Here is a 14,465-nt window from a genome sequence, read left to right on the forward strand (position 1 = left end):
ATTATCTTTGATTTGTAAAATGAATTAAAAACCTACATTTTCAAAATGAGTAATTCGGTGAGTAGACTGAGCTCAACTTAAAAAAATGTTGATAAATAAAGAGGTTTAAAGAGACGGTTCGAATCCCTCCAACTCCACTTTTAATAAAAAAGGTCCTTTTCCAAGGTCCTTTTTTTATTTTGTTATACCATATAGATATTAAAACGAAATTTTCAAAATTTCATCATCCAGTTATTGAGGTCTTCATGCGAAGGAATATCCAGTTGTTTCCTTAATCTGTTTTTTTTGGTTTCAATTCCCCGAATAGTCAGGTGATTATAATGAGCAATTTCTTTAGTAGAAAAATTGAGACGGAGCAATGCACAAAATTTAAGCTGTCCTGAAGTGAGAAAAGGATACGTTTCTGATAGTTTTTTATAAAATTCCGGATAAATCTCTTTAAATCTTAAAAGAAAAGCAGGATCATCTGATTTTGCTAATTGAACTACTTCTTCAAAAGCATCATTCATTTTATCTTCCAAATCAGAAATCACCACTTCCTTTTGTTTCTTCTCCTTTCTTTCTTTTCGGTATCTTTTAAAATATCTTACTGCATAATAGACCATGATCAATAAGACACTTAAAATAAGCCCTAAAATAATATAAAATCTACCGGATTGCTGTTTACTTGTTTCGTTATCCCGTATTGATTCTTTATTTACAGCCATTTTTTCGACATTGCGCAAGCTGTCATCAAGTTTTTTATATTTATTTCTGTAAAACAAGGAATTTTTATAATCTTTTTGTTTTTCATAAACAAGAGCAAGATTATCATAAACATCCTTCAATTGATAAGGTCTTGCACTCAATTTTGTAATAGGTAAAGCTTTCTTTAAATAGAAAAGAGCACTATCCTGTTCATCACTCTTATAATAATAAGAACCCATATTACTAAAAATAAAACCCACATTTACCGTATCTTTTCTTGAAATGGAAAGCCTCAATGCTTTGCGGCTATAGTAACGTGCAGAATCAAGTTGATGAACTTCGGAAAAATACATCCCTATATTAGAATACATTGGAATTAAGGATATTTCTTTTTTATCTTTATCCTGCATTTATTATACCACTTCAAACTTTCTTTAAGATAAACTAATGTACTTTTATCATAAGATAATCTCATTTCACTTTTGAGGATAACCAGATCACTAAATAATGATCCTTTTCCCGCAAACATCTCATCTCCTTTTAGTTTTGAGGCTTTTTCAAGGGCTTGCTTCAACAAACTTTCCGATTTATTATAAACTCCCAACTTCATATAAGATATTGCCCTCATACGAATAGCCAGCATTTCAAAAAACGGATAACCAAGTTTATGAGCATAATCTTCCAGTCTTAGAGAATATTCTATTAGTTTTTCGTATTCTGCCATATCATAATAAACAGTTAAAGCACGATACATTGCATACATTTCTTCCTTCTCATACCCACTTTCACCAGCAATATCAACGTATTTAAAAAGCAGTTGTAAAGCTTCCTTTTTATTGGTCATACTAAAAGCTGCTATTTTACCAAGACTATCTATTTCTTTTGGGGTATATTTTTGTCCTAAAAGATGTACAGAAACAGAAATTGTGAAAAGCAGAAAAAGTATTTTTTTCAACATAGTATTAATGCATATTTATGATGTAAGTAAAGTTAAAAAAAAGACTTCACTTTAATTAAATAAAACCATATCATTTAATTTGCATTCTAAATAATGTATAGTAAATCATTATAATGAATCTTTCAGAGATTTATTGATTGTATGTAAATTACCCTCTGTCATATACTGTAATACAAAAATTTGGATTACCACTTTTTCGGCGGCTTTACTATTAATAAAAATCAAAAGTTTTTTTGTTGCAAAATCCACTTTGGCAGAATGAATTTCAGTTAAAGGGATTTCTACCTGCCTATAAAACATCAACAGGGATCCTATACGTATTGGATAAAATTCTTTTATACTGAATACTGCTTCAGAATTTTCTATTTCAATATATCTCAGATTAAGCAGCAGAAACAGAAAAAAAATGATTAATAAACAGATAACAATCTGAATACAATATAAGTATAAGAAACTTACACAAAGTAAATAGGACATTATCAATATAAAGAATTCTAATAAAATACTGAAAAAATAAAAATACATCCAGCGATCAACCTTTTTTTTATTATTTATTCTGATCATAGTTTTGTTTAGAATTTAAAATAGTGGCTGCTGTAGCAGCCACTATTCAAATACACATATGTAAAAAATGAAAAAAAAAATCTAGAATTAGTGTACCACTTTTAGAAAATCACCTGTTCTGTACAACGCCCCAATAGGTAACCCAGCTGCAATGGCTGCTGCGTTATCTGGAAGGTCACTACATCCCTCAATAATTGCAGGCGTAAGATCTGAAGCCTGCTTTACTACATGAAGTGGTGCAGCGGGAGCATTAACCCCGATACCTACTCTTCCTTCGAAATAGTTTTTGGTACTCACTCCTTTAGAATATAAGTTGTAACTAGTCGCAGCTGTTCCTCCGGAAAAAGTAAAGTCGTCAATATAAATACCATATGCATTAGCAGGAGTAGCATTCCTAGAAGCTCTATTGATGTGAAGCCCATAAAGATTGGTAAACTTATTATTGGCCGCAGTACCCGTCAAATTAATCTGGCTTCTCAATCCTGCTCCATAAGTAATATTTCTGACTCCTGCATCCTGAGTATACAAAGCTCCATCAAGACCAATAGCTTCAAAAGAGGTTATATTACCCGCTCCTGCAAGAGTTACGCGCAATTGTGCACCTTTTATATCTCCGCTTACAGTAAGTGATTTTCCAGCAGAAGCACTTGCAATTAAAATGGTATTATAAGATCTTAAATACGATGCTGTAACATCATTAGTGTTTGCAGTAATAGTTGGCCAAGTACTAAAAGCATACATTTGAGATATATTCCTATCACTAAGGTTAATCGAGTTATTCACACCATAATAAGAAGAAGACCCTGAAGATGCCGGTGATGCAGTAATAGAGTTATTCAATCCATAGGTTGAAAATGATCCGGATGTAGAGCTGTCATAGATTTGATTATTGAATCCAAACTTAAATCCTAACTTGTTACTAATTAATGTATTGTCAACACCTGTTGAATTTCCCGTATCTCCTGAGCTTGTAGTTTCCATAATCTGAAGATTAGCAGCCGGAGAAGTTCCGGGATTAACCCCAATTCCTACTTTGCCCATCTGATAAATGTCTTGGGTATTGGCAGAAGCCTGGGTATTGGTTCCAGAAATGTTCCAGGGCTCTTGACCTCCGCTTGTTAAGGCTTTCCATAAACTACCATCAAAATAATAATAACCAACAGCAGTCACATTGGCTGTTTTTGTTGTTGTATCAATAGGGAGTAATGCTTGGGTAACATAAATAATGGTTCCGGTTTGTGGAACATCATAATTGGCATCTTTTGCTTTCAGTTCAGTTCCTGTTAATCTTGGAGCAATAAAACCATCAGTTTTTGTAAGATCTGCAGGCGTGGATGTTACATCCAGCGTTGCTTTGGGAGTTGCGGTATTGATTCCGACCTGTCCATACGCAATAGAGGAGACAGCAATAGTTGCTGCTAATAATAATTTTTTCGTCATAGTGTTTGAAATTAAAAGTTATTAATTAAACTTTTTTGTTTGAATAATTTTTGGCAAAGTAAATTTCAAATCCGGACAACATGCAAAAAAAGCGCTACTTCAAATCTACGCCAGTTTTACAACTATCTGGAAATCAAAACAATTATTCACTAACACACAACATTGACCAACTCATTCAAAATGAGAAACTTTTCTTATTATTATTAAAATTGAACTTTAAAAATCTAGAATATAAGATTATTTCAGAAGCTTATATTTTCATTAAAAATGGATTTTTTAAATTAAAAAGCAGATTTACACTACTGCATAAGAAACAGAATAGTATCTTGAATAGTATATAAGTTTTATGGTAAAACAATGCAAGCTTTAGAATTACTGAATAATTTCAATTTAATAAGATGCTGATAAGTAAGGAAAATAGGAGCTTAAAAAATGAATGGAATTATTTTAATCAATGACTTTTCAATTTCGCATCAGCAGACACCCTAACATAACCATCTGAAAACTAAAAGACTAAAACCAAACAAACTAAAATGAAAGCTTCTAGTCCACAAAAAAGACTAAAAAAATGTTTTATCGTGAAGAATTTTATATATTTGCACCATCTAACAATTAAAAAAATAATTTACTATGTCAGACATTGCATCAAGAGTAAAAGCTATCATCGCTGATAAGCTTGACGTTGAAGAAACAGAAGTAACTCCTGAAGCTAGCTTCACTAACGATTTAGGAGCTGACTCATTGGATACAGTTGAGTTAATCATGGAATTTGAAAAAGAATTCAATATTCAAATCCCTGATGACCAGGCTGAAAAAATTACTACTGTAGGGCACGCTATCGCTTACATCGAAGAAGTAGTAAATAAATAATATTCTTCAACAAAAAAGAAAATTTTAAAAGTTTATGGAATTAAAAAGAGTAGTTGTAACCGGTTTTGGCGCAATAACACCGATTGGAAATAATGCAAAAGAATACTGGGAAAATCTTCTTAAAGGTGAGAGCGGTGCTGCTCCGATTACTCTTTTTGATGCCAAAAACTTTAAAACTAAATTCGCTTGCGAGGTGAAAGGCTTCGATCCATTACAGCATTTTGATAAGAAAGAAGCTAAAAAAATGGACCGGAATACCCAGCTTGGGCTGGTAGCTGCAAGAGAAGCGGTAGCACACTCCAGGATTATGGAAGACAATGTAGATAAAAACAGAGTCGGTGTAATCTGGGGGTCAGGAATCGGAGGTTTAGAAACTTTCGAAACTGAGGTTTTAGGATGGGCGAACACGGAAATTCCAAGATTCAACCCATTCTTTATTCCTAAGATGATCGCGGATATCACTCCTGGACATATTTCAATAGAGTATGGCTTTCACGGGCCGAATTATACTACGGTATCTGCCTGTGCATCTTCAGCCAACGCTTTAATTGATTCCAAGATGATTATCCAGCTTGGAAAAGCAGATGTTATTGTATGCGGAGGCTCTGAAGCAGCCGTAACAGCAAGTGGTGTCGGTGGATTTAATGCGATGATGGCACTTTCTACAAGAAATGACGATCCTAAAACAGCTTCAAGACCTTTTGACAAAGACAGAGATGGCTTTGTGTTGGGCGAAGGAGCAGGATGTATCATCCTTGAGGAATATGAGCACGCAGTAAAACGTGGTGCTACAATTTATGCAGAATTACAAGGTGGCGGGATGAGTGCAGATGCACATCACATGACTGCCCCGCATCCTGAAGGACTGGGAGCTTATCTGGTAATGAAAAACTGTTTGGAAGACGCAGGCTTAACTGCTGATGAAGTAGACCATATCAACATGCATGGTACCTCTACTCCATTAGGAGATATTGCAGAATCCAACGCAATTTCAAAATTACTGGGCGAGCACGCTTTTGATATTCAGATTAATTCTACAAAATCAATGACCGGACACCTTCTGGGAGCTGCCGGAGTAATTGAAGCTATCGCTGCATTAGGAACTATTATTCATGGTATTGTTCCGCCTACCATCAACCATTTTACTGATGATGAAAATATTGACAGCAGACTGAATTTCACATTCAACAACGCTGTTAAGAAAGATGTAAAAGTAGCCATGAGCAATACTTTTGGATTTGGCGGGCATAACGCTTGCGTTCTATTTAAGAAAATCTAAATTCAATGAATGGAGTTACAGAAATACTTTTCTAAATTCCTTCTCAAACAAAGAAAAAGAAAATTAACGGAGAGAGACTATTTCCTTAGTACCGAGCTGAAAAAAATGCTGGGTGCGGAGGTTCAGAATATTGCTCTTTACCGTGAAGCTTTTTCTTTAAAAAGTTCTTCTAAAAATCAAGACTGCAATTACGAGAGGCTTGAATTTTTGGGAGATTCTGTTTTGGGTACAATTATTTCCTGTCATCTGTTCCAGACCTATCCTCAGGCTAATGAAGGATATCTGACACAGATGAAATCTAAAATTGTTAATAGGAAGAATCTTAATAAATTAGGAGAAGACCTGAAGCTTATCGATCTTTTGCAGAAGCAGGGATCCGCAGCATTGGGAGAAAACATTTCCGGAAATTTATTTGAGGCACTTATTGGTGCTGTTTATCTGGACTTTCATTATGATGCCTGTAAGAGGATCATCTTGGAAAGATTATTGACTCCTAGTGAAATTAACAAGCTTGAGAATAAAATTGTAAGCTATAAAGGTCTTCTGCTTGAATGGAGCCAGAAGAAAAAAGTAAATATAAAATACGAGACCTGTGAAGAGGTCCAGGCCAATAAAGCGGTGGTATTCAGGTGCCACGTCTGGCTGGGAGAAGAAAAGATCGCCAATGCGACGGAAACTTCCAAAAAGAAAGCGGAAGAAAAGGCAGCACAAAGAGCATTTTATATTTTAAACAAAAAAGAAAACATACTTGGAAATTCAAAAACTTTATGATCTGGATGATATAGAATTTGAAGATATTGCCATAGGATTGGTAAGATTAGCAAAAGATATACCTGCTCATGAGTTTTTCTACAAAATAAATCAAATCAACGGCCTTACCTTTTCCAGAAAGAAAGATGTGATTATTCACGGGGCTTATTATGATTATTATTTCCCGAGATTTGAGGCTTATCATAAGTTTACAAAGACATGTTTTACATTTATTTCGAACCGATCCTCGGAAAGTACGCAAAAAAAACTGCAGACCGAGCTCTTTACAGGAGAAGAAAACATTAAATTTTTATTAAATAATCAGGTAGATGTAGAATATATTCTGCATACTTCGGAACAAATTCCTGATTTTTCCGTAATTTTGCTCCCGGAAAATCTTGTATTTCCGATACAAGACTATACACTAGGTTCTGAAGAAGAACTTTATCAAATTATCCAGTATTATGAATAAGTATTTAAAGAAGACAAAAATTATTGCAACACTAGGGCCTGCTTCATCGTCGAAGGAGGTAATGTTAGGACTCATGAAAGCAGGTGTTGATATTTTCAGAATAAATTTTTCACATGCAGATTACGAATTAGTTCGAAACAATATTGAAATTATCAGAGAGCTTAATCAGGAATACGGTTTTTCTGTGGGTATCCTTGGAGACCTTCAGGGCCCGAAACTGAGAGTAGGTGTCGTAAAAGAAGGTTCTTACCTGAACCCCGGCGATATTCTTACTTTTACGAATGAGAAAATAGAAGGTGATTCCACTAAGGTTTACATGACGTATCAGCAGTTTCCTCAGGATGTAAAAGTTGGGGAGAGAATCCTTATTGATGACGGAAAGCTGATGTTGGAGGTTATTGAAACCAACGAAATAGATACGGTAAAAGCAAAGACTATTCAAGGGGGACCTTTGAGCTCTAAAAAGGGAGTGAACCTGCCGAATACCAATGTATCTCTTCCTGCTCTTACGGAAAAAGACGTGCAGGATGCCAATTTCATGCTTGACATGGAGGTTGACTGGATTGCACTTTCTTTCGTACGACACGCACAGGACATTATCGACCTGAAAAAGCTGATCGACAGCCATCCAAACGGAAAATTCAAAACTCCGATTATTGCTAAGATCGAAAAGCCTGAAGGTGTTAAAAATATTGACGAAATCTTATTGGAATGTGACGGACTTATGGTTGCCCGTGGTGACCTTGGGGTGGAAGTTCCGATGGAAGAAGTTCCAGCTATCCAGAAAAACCTGGTAGAGAAAGCAAGATTTTACTCAAAACCGGTAATTATTGCTACACAGATGATGGAAACAATGATCAACAGCCTTACGCCGACAAGAGCAGAGGTAAATGATGTTGCCAACTCTGTATTGGACGGCGCGGACGCAGTAATGCTTTCCGGAGAAACTTCTGTAGGAAGATATCCGGTTCAGGTAGTTGAAAACATGTCAAAAATTGTACAGAACATTGAGAAGACGCATTTTTATCAGCATAAAAATGAACCTATCGAAAAAGACTATAACTGTATTGATGAGAGATTCATTACCAACAGGGTATGTCTTGCAGCAGTAAGAATTGCTAAAACTACCAATGTTTCTGCTATTGTTACCCTGACGCATTCAGGATATACAGCATTTCAGCTGGCAGCACACAGACCGAATTCCCATATCATTGTATACAGCGGAAACCGAAGAGTGATCACAATGCTAAACCTTCTTTGGGGAGTTCATGCCTTTTATTATGACATGAAAAAATCTACCGATGAAACAATTATCCAGGTAAATATGCTGACACACAACCATGGTTATATTGAAAGCGGAGATTTTGTAATCAACATCAATGCTACGCCATCTTATGAAGGTGGAAAAACGAATACATTGAGACTGACAACAGTTTAGACAATAAGCAATAAGCAATAAGCAATAAGCAATAAGCAAAATTACTTTAGCTACTATATAAAAAATCCCGGAAATAGATGTTTCCGGGATTTTATTTTTTATATTGTTAACGTAGGTTTACACAAATACATTATACATTATACTTTGTACATCATACAAATCAATTTCCTACAATTGTTCTTGCTGTTACAAACTCTTTTAAAGCCAATAATGATAACTCCGTTCCATATCCTGAAGCCTTGCTTCCACCGAATGGAAAACGCGGGTCAGAGCTTGTCATTCTGTTGATATTTACCGTTCCTGATTCCAGGTTTTCGATGAAAAACAGCTGACGTTCTTTATTTGCAGTCCAAACAGAGTTTGAAAGCCCAAAAGGAATATCATTGGCCATTTGTAAAGCCTCTTCATCACTTTTAGCGATCATGATCATCCCAAGAGGTCCGAAAAGTTCTTCTTTTAAAATAGGGTTTCCTTCCTGAACACGAATTAAACCGGGTTTAAATTCATTTTCAGAAATTCTTTCCAAAGGAATAATAATTTCAGCCCCATTTTCCAATGCTCTGTTGAATTGAGCTTCCAGCTCATCGGCCAGGTCCGGTCTTGCCATTCCCGCTAATTTAGTTTCCTTATTTAAAGGATCTCCAACTTCATAAGTTTTATATTCTTCAATGAACTTCGGCAAAAATTCATCTTCAATTTTTTCATCAATAATAAATCTTTTAGCGGCAGTACAGGTTTGTCCGCAATTTTGAAGTCTGGATTTTACTCCTGCTTTTGCCGCATCATCTAAATCTGCATCATCGAAAATAATGAAAGCATCACTTCCACCTAATTCCAATAAAGATTTTTTGATATTCAAACCAGCAATTGAAGCTACTTCTCCACCAGCTTTTCCACTTCCTGTAAGACTTACTCCTTTTACAGCATCATGCTCAAGAATTTCTTTTACGGCTTTATGTCCCACTTCCAGATTCTGAAATACACCTTCCGGAAAACCTGCCTCTAAAAGGACCTCTACAATTGCATTTCCACTTCCAAAACAAATTGAAGCGTGTTTCAGAACTACTGTATTTCCGGCTAAAATGGCTGGAACAGCAAACCTCAATACCTGCCAGAAGGGAAAATTCCAGGGCATTACTCCTAAAATTACCCCTTTCGGAACATAATGAACTTCAGAATAAGCAAATTCAGATTCAACTTTTTCAGGTTTTAAAATATTTTCAGCAACTGCATAGTAATTCATCATTAAAGCACACTTTTCAACCTCAGCAATCGACTCTGAAATCGGTTTATTCATTTCAGCAGTAATAATTCTTCCGAATTTTTCTGAATTGTTCTTTAAAATTCCTGCCGCTTTTGCGATCAGCTTCTGCTTTTCTTCAAACGGTACTTTTCTCCATTCTGAAAATGTCTTATCTGCTTGAATAAGCTTATTTTCAATTAACTGTTCCATAATATAATTTCTGTTTTAAATTCACAAAATGAATTTATTAATGCCTTTATTCTAAAAGCAGTGTGAAAGTAACAAATTCTATTCCTTAAGGCTAAATAAAGTAATGATTTTTCTCTATAGAAATAATATAATTTATTCTCAGACCATAAACCATTCATTCACAAGACATGCGGCCAGCCTGGCTGTTCTGTCCTGAATATCAAGGGAAGGATTGACTTCTGCAACATCAAGTGCTATCAGTTTTTTATTTTTTAAAATATGTCTGTAAAAATGCATAAAAGGGGTATCTGCAAAGATCCCATTATAGGCGGAAGCGGAAACTCCGGGAGCAATGGATGCATTGAAAACGTCCATGCAGATGGTAAGATAAGCAAAATCTACAGTCTCCATCAGCTCATCGATACGCTGGTAGATGGAAGGAAGATTTTCAAAAAAGAGTTCATCAGCAAGGATATATTTCATCCCGTACTGATGGGCTGTATCAAAAAGCTTCAGAGTATTTGAGTTTCTCTGGATTCCGATATGAAGTGAGTTGATCTGCCCTTCCTGTGCAATTTGCCAGAACCCTGTTCCGGAGCTTGCCCCTACTCCTTTTTCCGGCTGCCTGTTGTCAAAATGGGCGTCTATATTGATGATCCCAATTTTCTGTTCCGGAAAAGCCGTTTTCACGCCTAAATAATGCGCATAGGTTACTTCATGGCCTCCTCCTAAAACAAGTGACTTTCCTCCTTTCAGCAAAACTTTTGAAACATTTTTCGCAAGGCTGTTCTGGGCACCTTCAAGATCGCCGTCTTCACAGGTTATATTTCCAAAATCAAGAAGGGAGAAATCCGGACGGATCACAGGGAAATTAGACATATTTTTTCGGATTACATCAGGGGCATCTTTGGCACCCTGCCGTCCTTTATTTCTTCTGACTCCTTCATCTACGGCAAAGCCATGCAGAACAAAATCATCTGCTTTAATATTGTCGTAATTATGTTCTTCCTTAACTCTTTGAAATATTCTGTGGAAAAGAGGTTCTTCTCCGTCTAATCTGCCTTGCCAAGTGTCCTGAAACATAGATCTAAATTAAATTTTAATTACTGCGTTTTATCCAGTAAATCTAAATAATATTGTTTAGATATTAAAACGCTCCTGTGTTCAATTTCAAAAATGCTCCATGACTTCTGTCATTCCTGTAATATGCTGATCTTAAATTATTTTTTTTTCTGATTGGCGTTACTGCTTATGAACATTTCATTTCGCTCTTCTGAAACAATTTCTAGGAATCGTTCATAATGCTTGAGTACATCAGAAATCAGTTCATTCTTTGTAAAGTACTGCACATCATACCCTTCTCTTCCATCTCCGAAATAGGATCTCGGATAGTGGGTTTTATTGTCATCGAGATCGGGAAGATTCTCTTCAGTGATCATGTATTCTGAAACGGTTTTCACTCTATTTTCAATTCCATAAATAAAATTATTGACGATTCCCTGGTGAATCTCTATTTCTATTCTGGCAGGATTTTCATAATGATTTATTTTGGCTTCAATTCCGTTCGCTGCAAATTCCTGCCGCAGATCTGTAAAGGCTTCTTTTGTTTTGATCTGAATAAAATGATCTACCGAAGAGTTATCTTTAAAGGAAACAATATTTTTTAAACGCTCTTTCCAAAACTCGCCTGACCATGGAACGGTTGAAGCAGAAAAGTTAGTCTCATAATATTTCTGGTCAATGATCAGTCCCTTCATCAAACTTACTATAAATAAAAGTATGATGACTGAAAAGGGTAATGCCGTAATTAAAGTCATACTTTGAAGCGCTTTTAATCCCCCGGCGTTTAATAGCAAAAGGGAAAGCACAGCGAGTAAAATACCCCAGAATACAATCTGCCATTTGGGAGATTTTTTAGCATTTTTGGTAGCGATACTGTTCATCACAAATATTCCCGAATCAGCGGAGGTCACAAAGAAAATAATAATGATGGCAATAACGAAAAACCCGGTCAGTGTTGATAAGGGCATATATTCTAAAAACCGGAACATCAATGCATCAGGATCGGACGCCAGTTGACTCAATTTTCCATTTGCAATATTTAAATCAAACCAGATAGCACTGTTTCCAAACACGGACATCCAGATAAAATTGAATAACGTAGGAAGTACTAAAACTGCCAGAATAAATTCTCTGATGGTTCTTCCCTTGGAAATCCGGGCGATAAATAATCCTACATAAGGCGACCATGAAATCCACCACGCCCAATATAAAATAGTCCAGTCATAGAACCATGGCAATGCATTCTTTTCGTAGACATGGGTATTGAAAGTAAGATTGAAAAAATTATTGATATAGTTTCCCAATCCATCTGTAAAGCTTCCTATCAGATAGACCGTCGGGCCCAATATTAGTACAAAAAGTAAGAGTACAATGACGCTCATTACATTGATATTGCTTAAAATCTTTACCCCTTTATCCACTCCGCTAATCGCTGAAAATACAGAAAGAGTAATAAGACTGATCACAATAATCACCTGATTGGTAAAACTGTTTTCCGCGGTAATATGAAGTATATTTAATCCTGAACTGATCTGTACCACTCCAAATCCTAAAGTAGTAGTCAATCCGAAGAAAGTGCAACATAATGCAAATACATCAATTGCATTCCCCCATTTACCATTAATCTTATCTTTCAGCAATGGATAAAAACAGCTTCGTAATGAAAGCGGCAGCCTGTACCGGTAAGCAAAGTACGATAAAGAAAGTCCTACCACTCCGTAAATAGCCCAGGCATGAACTCCCCAGTGAAAAAAGGTATACAATTGTGCCTGCTTGGCTCTGCTAACGTAATGATTATCGGCAAAAACTTCGGAAGAATAATGCTGCATAGGTTCTGCCACACTAAAATAAATCAGCCCGATTCCCATTCCTGCTGCAAACAGCATTGAGATCCATGAGAAAAAGGAGTATTCAGGTTTGCTGTCGTTAGCTCCCAGCTTTATATTCGCATATTTACTGAACAGCAGGTAAACTAAAAAGATCACAAACAGAGTGACCGCCCATACATACACCCAGTTCAGATTAATAAATATAAATTGTTTAATCTCGTTTAAAATATTTTCCGTCGGCTTAGGATAAAGAGCCGAAAGAAAACATGTTCCGATAATAAAAATGAGACTTGGAATAGTAACACCTTTGTTGAAAGTAGACTTTAGATTTTCAAATTTCATCAAGTTTATTTTTTCGTATTAATATTGACAGACACCTGGCATAGCCCTGGCAGAAGTACTCAAAGAATAATATGACTGCGTTATTTTCCTTATCAAGGAGTGTACTTAAGAACTATAGAAAATTACTGTTTTATACAATGAATCAACAGTAATGGGGTGACAATATAAGAAAACTTAAATAAAAAATAAAAGTCTGAGGCTGTATTCCGCCTAATTTGCCTTGTAAAAAAAATGTATTTTCTTTAATTTACATTGTAGTGTTCAAAGCTCTGCCAGTACTTATCTTTATAAATTTCAAGTGAAATTTTATACTGAGGATTGTCTTTTATGATCCGATCAAAAACTTTAGAAGGCTGCCTGAAGTCCTTGCTTGCAAAGTAAATGCTTTTGGAATTGTCTGCGGTTTCCCTGCCGATATACAAATGACCATCTTTTTGGCCAAGAAGTTCTATTGCATAGTCTTCAATGACATTCATTGTATTGTAATCCGCTTCTTCCGGAAAACCATTATTGTTCTTTCCATCGTAAGAAATTTTCAGGGCAGAAATCCACGGATAAGAGGCTTTTGCATCATATTTTAACAGAGAAGCATTGACTGTGGCCATAAGCGGCATTCCGTTTTCCAGAGTGGCTTCAAGAAGAGAAAACTGATCTTCACTTTCCAAAACCTGCCGGTCTTTATACTTTTCTGTAAATTCTCTTTCTCTCCACAGAAGAAATTCTTTTAGTTTTTCTATGGGAATAAGTTCCTGCTCCGCTTCACTTTTACCTATAATGCTGAAAGTATCAATTTGGGTGGCAAAATTCAACTCGCCCAGGAAATTATCCAGAAAAATACAGATTCCCGTCGTGGCCGATTGTCTGTTTTCTTCGTTTAAGTTTTCATAAACAAACGCCAGATCAATCTCATCCGGATAACCTTGTATTTCATTGGAGTAAAAATAGATATTGTTTTTTGTAAATTCTAAGTCCCCCATTCTCAATCCAATATTTTCAATATTCGTTTCGGGTTTGAGGGCTGTAAATTTCCAATGATCAATCTTAGGAGCAGCAGCAATAAGTTCTTCTGCAAAAATTATTTTTTTTACATCACCTTCTACCGTAATGATAAGTTCGGCCGTATCTTCATCACACATTCCTGAGAGGAAATAGTAACCGTCATTTATCTTAGTAAGTTCAGGAGATATGATATCAAAAAACTGTTCTTCAATATGTTCTCTGCTTTTTACAACTTCAAAAAAAGTTTTCTCTTTTATTAAAAACCAGTCCCAAAAGTCCTTATAGGTTTTGGTTTCTTTCTCCGGCTGTTTTTTGCCTAAGATCTTATCAAAAATACCCATTT

Annotated in this window: 12 protein-coding genes; 5 read left to right on the forward strand and 7 right to left on the reverse strand. The window is 35.7% G+C overall.

The features are described from left to right. Nucleotides 1–212: 212 nt before the first annotated feature. The 3 genes from DRF61_RS06980 to DRF61_RS06995 form a co-directional block, all read right to left on the reverse strand. Nucleotides 213–1,097, reverse strand: coding sequence for a tetratricopeptide repeat protein (locus tag DRF61_RS06980; protein WP_111955404.1), 885 nt, complete (start codon nt 1,095–1,097; stop codon nt 213–215). Continuing rightward, entirely contained in the window at nt 1,064–1,645 is a 582-nt protein-coding gene (locus DRF61_RS06985) for a hypothetical protein (RefSeq protein ID WP_111955406.1), read from the reverse strand. Before DRF61_RS06985 ends, DRF61_RS06980 begins: the two co-directional genes overlap by 34 nt. A gap of 651 nt (nt 1,646–2,296) precedes the next feature. After that, the gene (locus DRF61_RS06995) at nt 2,297–3,649 is read right to left on the reverse strand and encodes a hypothetical protein (protein ID WP_111955410.1); all 1,353 of its coding nucleotides are present in this window, start codon (nt 3,647–3,649) and stop codon (nt 2,297–2,299) included. A gap of 630 nt (nt 3,650–4,279) precedes the next feature. On the opposite strand from DRF61_RS06995, the gene DRF61_RS07005 reads away from it, so the two are divergent. The 5 genes from DRF61_RS07005 to pyk are packed head-to-tail and all read left to right on the forward strand — an operon-like array spanning nt 4,280 to nt 8,458. Further along, nucleotides 4,280–4,519: an acyl carrier protein gene (locus DRF61_RS07005; RefSeq protein ID WP_002976354.1), complete on the forward strand. Its 240-nt coding sequence runs from the start codon at nt 4,280–4,282 to the stop codon at nt 4,517–4,519. 34 nt (nt 4,520–4,553) lie between these two features. Continuing rightward, nucleotides 4,554–5,798 (forward strand): beta-ketoacyl-ACP synthase II, encoded by a 1,245-nt coding sequence (gene fabF, locus DRF61_RS07010; protein ID WP_111955414.1) that lies wholly within the window; start codon nt 4,554–4,556, stop codon nt 5,796–5,798. A 9-nt stretch (nt 5,799–5,807) separates the two neighbouring features. Further along, nucleotides 5,808–6,569, forward strand: a complete 762-nt coding sequence (gene rnc / locus DRF61_RS07015) for a ribonuclease III (RefSeq protein ID WP_111955416.1) — start codon at nt 5,808–5,810, stop codon at nt 6,567–6,569. After that, on the forward strand, nt 6,547–7,020 hold the full coding sequence (locus DRF61_RS07020; RefSeq protein ID WP_111955418.1) for an IPExxxVDY family protein: 474 nt from the start codon (nt 6,547–6,549) through the stop codon (nt 7,018–7,020). The genes rnc and DRF61_RS07020 overlap by 23 nt, the downstream gene beginning before the upstream one ends. Then, a complete protein-coding gene (gene pyk, locus DRF61_RS07025; protein WP_111955420.1) occupies nt 7,013–8,458 on the forward strand; it encodes a pyruvate kinase in 1,446 nt (481 codons plus the stop codon). Before DRF61_RS07020 ends, pyk begins: the two co-directional genes overlap by 8 nt. Before the next feature lie 160 nt (nt 8,459–8,618). Here pyk and DRF61_RS07030 read toward each other — a convergent pair whose 3' ends face one another. The 4 genes from DRF61_RS07030 to DRF61_RS07045 all read right to left on the reverse strand — a co-directional run bounded on the left by DRF61_RS07030 (nt 8,619) and on the right by DRF61_RS07045 (nt 14,463). After that, nucleotides 8,619–9,911 carry an aldehyde dehydrogenase family protein gene (locus tag DRF61_RS07030; RefSeq protein WP_111955422.1) on the reverse strand — a complete coding sequence of 431 codons (1,293 nt, stop codon included), beginning with the start codon at nt 9,909–9,911 and terminating at the stop codon, nt 8,619–8,621. A gap of 138 nt (nt 9,912–10,049) precedes the next feature. Next, nucleotides 10,050–10,973, reverse strand: coding sequence for a formimidoylglutamase (gene hutG / locus DRF61_RS07035; RefSeq protein ID WP_111955424.1), 924 nt, complete (start codon nt 10,971–10,973; stop codon nt 10,050–10,052). Between the two features lie 137 nt (nt 10,974–11,110). Further along, nucleotides 11,111–13,123, reverse strand: a complete 2,013-nt coding sequence (locus DRF61_RS07040) for a BCCT family transporter (RefSeq protein WP_167409408.1) — start codon at nt 13,121–13,123, stop codon at nt 11,111–11,113. A gap of 242 nt (nt 13,124–13,365) precedes the next feature. Further along, entirely contained in the window at nt 13,366–14,463 is a 1,098-nt protein-coding gene (locus DRF61_RS07045) for a DUF695 domain-containing protein (protein ID WP_111955428.1), read from the reverse strand. Nucleotides 14,464–14,465: the final 2 nt, after the last annotated feature.

The organism is Chryseobacterium lathyri (genome assembly GCF_003290185.1).
Classification (GTDB): Bacteria; Bacteroidota; Bacteroidia; order Flavobacteriales; family Weeksellaceae; genus Chryseobacterium; species Chryseobacterium lathyri.

What these genes read in the sequence shown, in the direction of transcription:
- DRF61_RS06980 (WP_111955404.1), bottom strand. Translation starts at nt 1,097, where the DNA reads ATGCAGGATAAAGATAAAAAAGAAATATCCTTAATTCCAATGTATTCT.
- DRF61_RS06985 (WP_111955406.1), bottom strand. Translation starts at nt 1,645, where the DNA reads ATGTTGAAAAAAATACTTTTTCTGCTTTTCACAATTTCTGTTTCTGTA.
- DRF61_RS06995 (WP_111955410.1), bottom strand. Translation starts at nt 3,649, where the DNA reads ATGACGAAAAAATTATTATTAGCAGCAACTATTGCTGTCTCCTCTATT.
- DRF61_RS07005 (WP_002976354.1), top strand. Translation starts at nt 4,280, where the DNA reads ATGTCAGACATTGCATCAAGAGTAAAAGCTATCATCGCTGATAAGCTT.
- fabF (WP_111955414.1), top strand. Translation starts at nt 4,554, where the DNA reads ATGGAATTAAAAAGAGTAGTTGTAACCGGTTTTGGCGCAATAACACCG.
- rnc (WP_111955416.1), top strand. Translation starts at nt 5,808, where the DNA reads ATGGAGTTACAGAAATACTTTTCTAAATTCCTTCTCAAACAAAGAAAA.
- pyk (WP_111955420.1), top strand. Translation starts at nt 7,013, where the DNA reads ATGAATAAGTATTTAAAGAAGACAAAAATTATTGCAACACTAGGGCCT.
- DRF61_RS07030 (WP_111955422.1), bottom strand. Translation starts at nt 9,911, where the DNA reads ATGGAACAGTTAATTGAAAATAAGCTTATTCAAGCAGATAAGACATTT.
- hutG (WP_111955424.1), bottom strand. Translation starts at nt 10,973, where the DNA reads ATGTTTCAGGACACTTGGCAAGGCAGATTAGACGGAGAAGAACCTCTT.
- DRF61_RS07040 (WP_167409408.1), bottom strand. Translation starts at nt 13,123, where the DNA reads ATGAAATTTGAAAATCTAAAGTCTACTTTCAACAAAGGTGTTACTATT.
- DRF61_RS07045 (WP_111955428.1), bottom strand. Translation starts at nt 14,463, where the DNA reads ATGGGTATTTTTGATAAGATCTTAGGCAAAAAACAGCCGGAGAAAGAA.